3 protein-coding genes are annotated in these 3377 nt (G+C 74.1%); 2 read left to right on the top strand and 1 reads right to left on the bottom strand.

What is annotated here, in order from left to right:
- Positions 1-1044: DUF2079 domain-containing protein (locus HMPREF3159_RS09740; RefSeq protein WP_246821593.1), on the bottom strand; the 1044-nt coding region annotated here is incomplete at its 3' end.
- 65 nt (positions 1045-1109) lie between these two features.
- On the opposite strand from HMPREF3159_RS09740, the gene HMPREF3159_RS09735 reads away from it, so the two are divergent.
- Positions 1110-1934, top strand: a complete 825-nt coding sequence (locus tag HMPREF3159_RS09735; RefSeq protein ID WP_070500852.1) for a hypothetical protein — start codon at positions 1110-1112, stop codon at positions 1932-1934.
- A gap of 249 nt (positions 1935-2183) precedes the next feature.
- A partial coding sequence (locus tag HMPREF3159_RS09730; protein ID WP_168165412.1) for a S8 family serine peptidase occupies positions 2184-3377 on the top strand: 1194 nt, incomplete at its 3' end.

Below are 3377 nucleotides of genomic sequence, written 5' to 3'. Positions count from 1 at the left end.
CCTGGGCGGCAGCGGCGCGTCGCGGCGCAGCCAGGCCGTGGCCCGTCCCGTGCGGCGGTCGCCGAGGGCGTCCAGCAGGGCCGCGAGCGCGATCGGCATGAGCACCGCGTTGTAGTGCCAGTACCAGTCCCAGTAGAACTCGACATTCCCGGTGAAGCGCCATGCGAGGGTCGGCACCATCAGCCAGATCAGCGGCGAACGGGCGCCGATCCCGCCGGCGAGCGCGAGGAGCATCAGCACGGTCAGCCACTTCACCGGCGGCCAGACCACCTCCAGCGGCGAGCCGAGGTTGTCGGTGTAGTCGTACTGCCCGGCGGTGTTCAGCGCCGGGAGGATCACGAAGGTGGCCAGCACGAACCATGCCGCGCCCCAGGAGACGAGCAGCGCGCCGAGCGGGCGGTGCTGCCGGCCCCGCAGCGCGATCACGACTCCGAGCATCGCGACGGTCAGCCCCAGATCCTCCTTGACCAGCACCAGCGGCGCCGCCCACAGCGCCGCGGCGAGCACCTTCTCCCGCAGCAGCGCGGTCAGCGAGAAGGCCAGCAGGGGCACGGCGAGCGCGATCTCGTGGAACTGCACCGCCGCCGCGGACTGCAACCCGAAGGAGAAGACGTAGGCGGCGCCCGCGACCGTGCCGAGGCCCCCTCCGAGCCGGTCGATCGCGAGACGGGTCAGCGGGATCGCGGAGATCCCGAACAGCAGCGCCTGGGTCCACAGCAGCGCCTCGCCGCTGGGCCAGATCCACCACACCGGCGCCAGCAGCGCGAGCAGCGGATGGAAGTGGTCGCCCAACAGGTTCACCGCATCGCCCTTGATCGGCACGATCGGAGCGCGCAGCTCCCCGTAGGCGCGGAGGAGCTGGGTGAAGATCCCCAGGTCCCAGGACTGCGCGACGAGGTTGCGGAACTGCTGGCTGCCCAGCAGGCCGTAGGCGAGGGTGCCGGCGAGCGCGAGCAGCGCGGGCACCAGGAGGCGCAGGCGCGTCGGCTCGGCGGGCACGGGAGCGGGGCGCGCCGGGCGGGAGGTCTCGGGTGCCTGGCTCACAGAGGAGAGGGTAGTCGCCGCGGACCGCACGTCGATCCCGCCCCGCGGGGCTCTAGACTCCGAGCATGATCTCGCTGACCAGGGCACGGATGCTCCGAGTCGTCGCCGGTGCCGGCGCCGTCGGTGCGCTGTCGCTCGTCGAGCCGCGCCGGCTGGGACCGCTCGCGCACGGCGCCTACCGGGTGGGCGTCGCCGCGGCGACCGCCGCGCTCGTCGCGGACTCCTCCCGCTACGACCTGCCGGTGCTGGACCCGGTGCGCGACGGCGTCGTCGCCGGCGGCGTGACGCTGGGGCTGATGGACGTGGTCGAGAGCTTCGACGCACGGATGGTCGACGCCCTGCGCGGGCTCGGGATGACCCGGCCCCGCCTCGCGCTCGCGGCGCTGGGCGCGGCGGGCACCGCGGCCGTGATCGCGCTGCCCCACCTGGGGGACCCCGATCGCAGCTGGTCCCTGCGCGAGGAGACCTTCGGGGAGCCCGCCGGGGTGCCGCTGCCCTCGGAGGCGCGGGCCCTGATCGAGGCGCTCCTGGCCGATGCCCCGGGCGCCCCGGCCCCGCCGGGCGCGGAGGCGCTGCGAGAGCAGCTCGAGACCGCACGGGTCCTCGACACCGGCGAGGTGGGCGCGGACCTGCAGCTCGTGGTGGAGGACCCGCGGCGCCTCGCGGTGCCGCGCCAGCAGCAGTGGCCGGTGCGCGGCGAGTTCCTCCGCGGCGGGATCCGCTACGAGCTCGAACTCCAGATCGACGGGGGCCGGCTCGGGATGCTCTCGGTGATGGTCCCCGACGAGGAGCCCCGGCTCGAGCACGCCCTCTCCCAGCTCGCCTCCCCGGCCTTCGTGCTGCCCGATCCGGACCGGATCGCGCTGCGCCGGGAGACCGAGGCGCCCTGAGCCGGGAGATCGGTCCGCCTCGGCGTCGGCGGACGGGCCGCCCTGAGCCGTACCCCCTGAACGACCTCGCGGCCGCCGCCGGCCCGGATCCGTGACCTGATCGGGACCCTCCCTCCCGCGATCCGGTCGTTCGCCTCCCGGTGAGGGGGATCACATGGTGAAATGGTGAGCGGCGGTGCGCACCGGACATCCCCGGGGCGACCCATCGCGCGCGCACCGTCCTCCCTCTCTCCTCGAAGGACGGCGCCGATGCCTCTGCCCAGACCAGATCTTCCCAGACCCCGCGGCCTGCTCGCGGCCTCCGCCGGCACGGCGCTCGTCGCCGGGATGCTGGTGAGCGCCCCCGCGCTCGCCGACGGCGAGACCCCCGAGAAGCTCGCCACCGCCGCCGAGCTCGGCGTCGAGGTCCCCACGGCCGACGAGCTCCTTGCCGCGGGGGAGGCCACCGTCCCCGGCCGCTGGCTGGTCGAGGTCGAGGGGCAGCCCACGCTCCGCGGCGGTTCGAAGGCGTCGGCGACCGCCGCGCAGGAGACCGTGGCCGAGCGCGCCGAGGACGCCGCGATCCCGCTCGAGGTCCAGGAGAGCTTCACCACCGGCTGGAACGGCATGTCCGTCGAGATGGACGACGCCGATGCACAGAAGCTCAGCGAGGTCGAGGGCGTGCGGGCCGTGTACCCCGTGCTCGAGGTCGCCGCCCCCGAGCCGGCCGACGCGACGCCCTCGGACGTCTACGGCAACGCGATGACCGGCGTGGACCAGGTCCAGCAGGTCGACGGCCTCAGCGGCGAGGGAGTCACCGTCGCGGTGATCGACTCCGGCATCGACTACAACCATCCCGATCTCGGCGGCTCCGGTGTGGACGACGAGACGAAGGACTTCCCGAACGACCGCGTCGTCGGCGGCTACGACCTCGTCGGCGACGCCTACGACTCCCGCACCGGCGAGGCCCCCGTCCCCGACGAGTTCCCCGACGACTGCGGCGGCCACGGCTCCCACGTCGCCGGCATCATCGGCGCCGACGGCGAGGTCGTCGGCGTGGCCCCGAAGGTCGACCTGCTCTCCTACCGCGTGTTCGGCTGCGAGGGCTCCAGCGACACCGAGGTGATCCTCGAGGCGATGGAGCGGGCGATGGACGACGGCGCGGACGTGGTCAACATGTCCCTCGGCGCCTCCTTCATGACCTGGCAGGACTATCCGACCGCGCAGATGGTCGATACGCTCGTCGACGACGACGTCACCGTGGTCATCTCCGCAGGCAACGAGGGGGCCGCGGGCCTGTTCTCGAGCGGCGCCCCGGGCGTGGCCGAGAGCGCGATCACTGTCGCCTCCGTCGACAACACCCACCGCTCCGCGCCCTTCGCGACCGCGGGCGGGGCCGACCGGCCCTACTCGGCCGCGACCGGCGCGCCGCAGCCGCCGACCTCGGGCGAGCTCGCCCTCGTC

Origin of the sequence: Brachybacterium sp. HMSC06H03 (genome assembly GCF_001807385.1) — a bacterium.
GTDB lineage: Bacteria > Actinomycetota > Actinomycetes > Actinomycetales > Dermabacteraceae > Brachybacterium > Brachybacterium conglomeratum.
This window is presented reverse-complemented; position numbering and strand designations above follow the sequence as displayed.

Bases quoted from the DNA above. Each gene is read 5' to 3' on its own strand.
- HMPREF3159_RS09735 (WP_070500852.1), top strand. From the start codon at position 1,110: ATGATCTCGCTGACCAGGGCACGGATGCTCCGAGTCGTCGCCGGTGCC.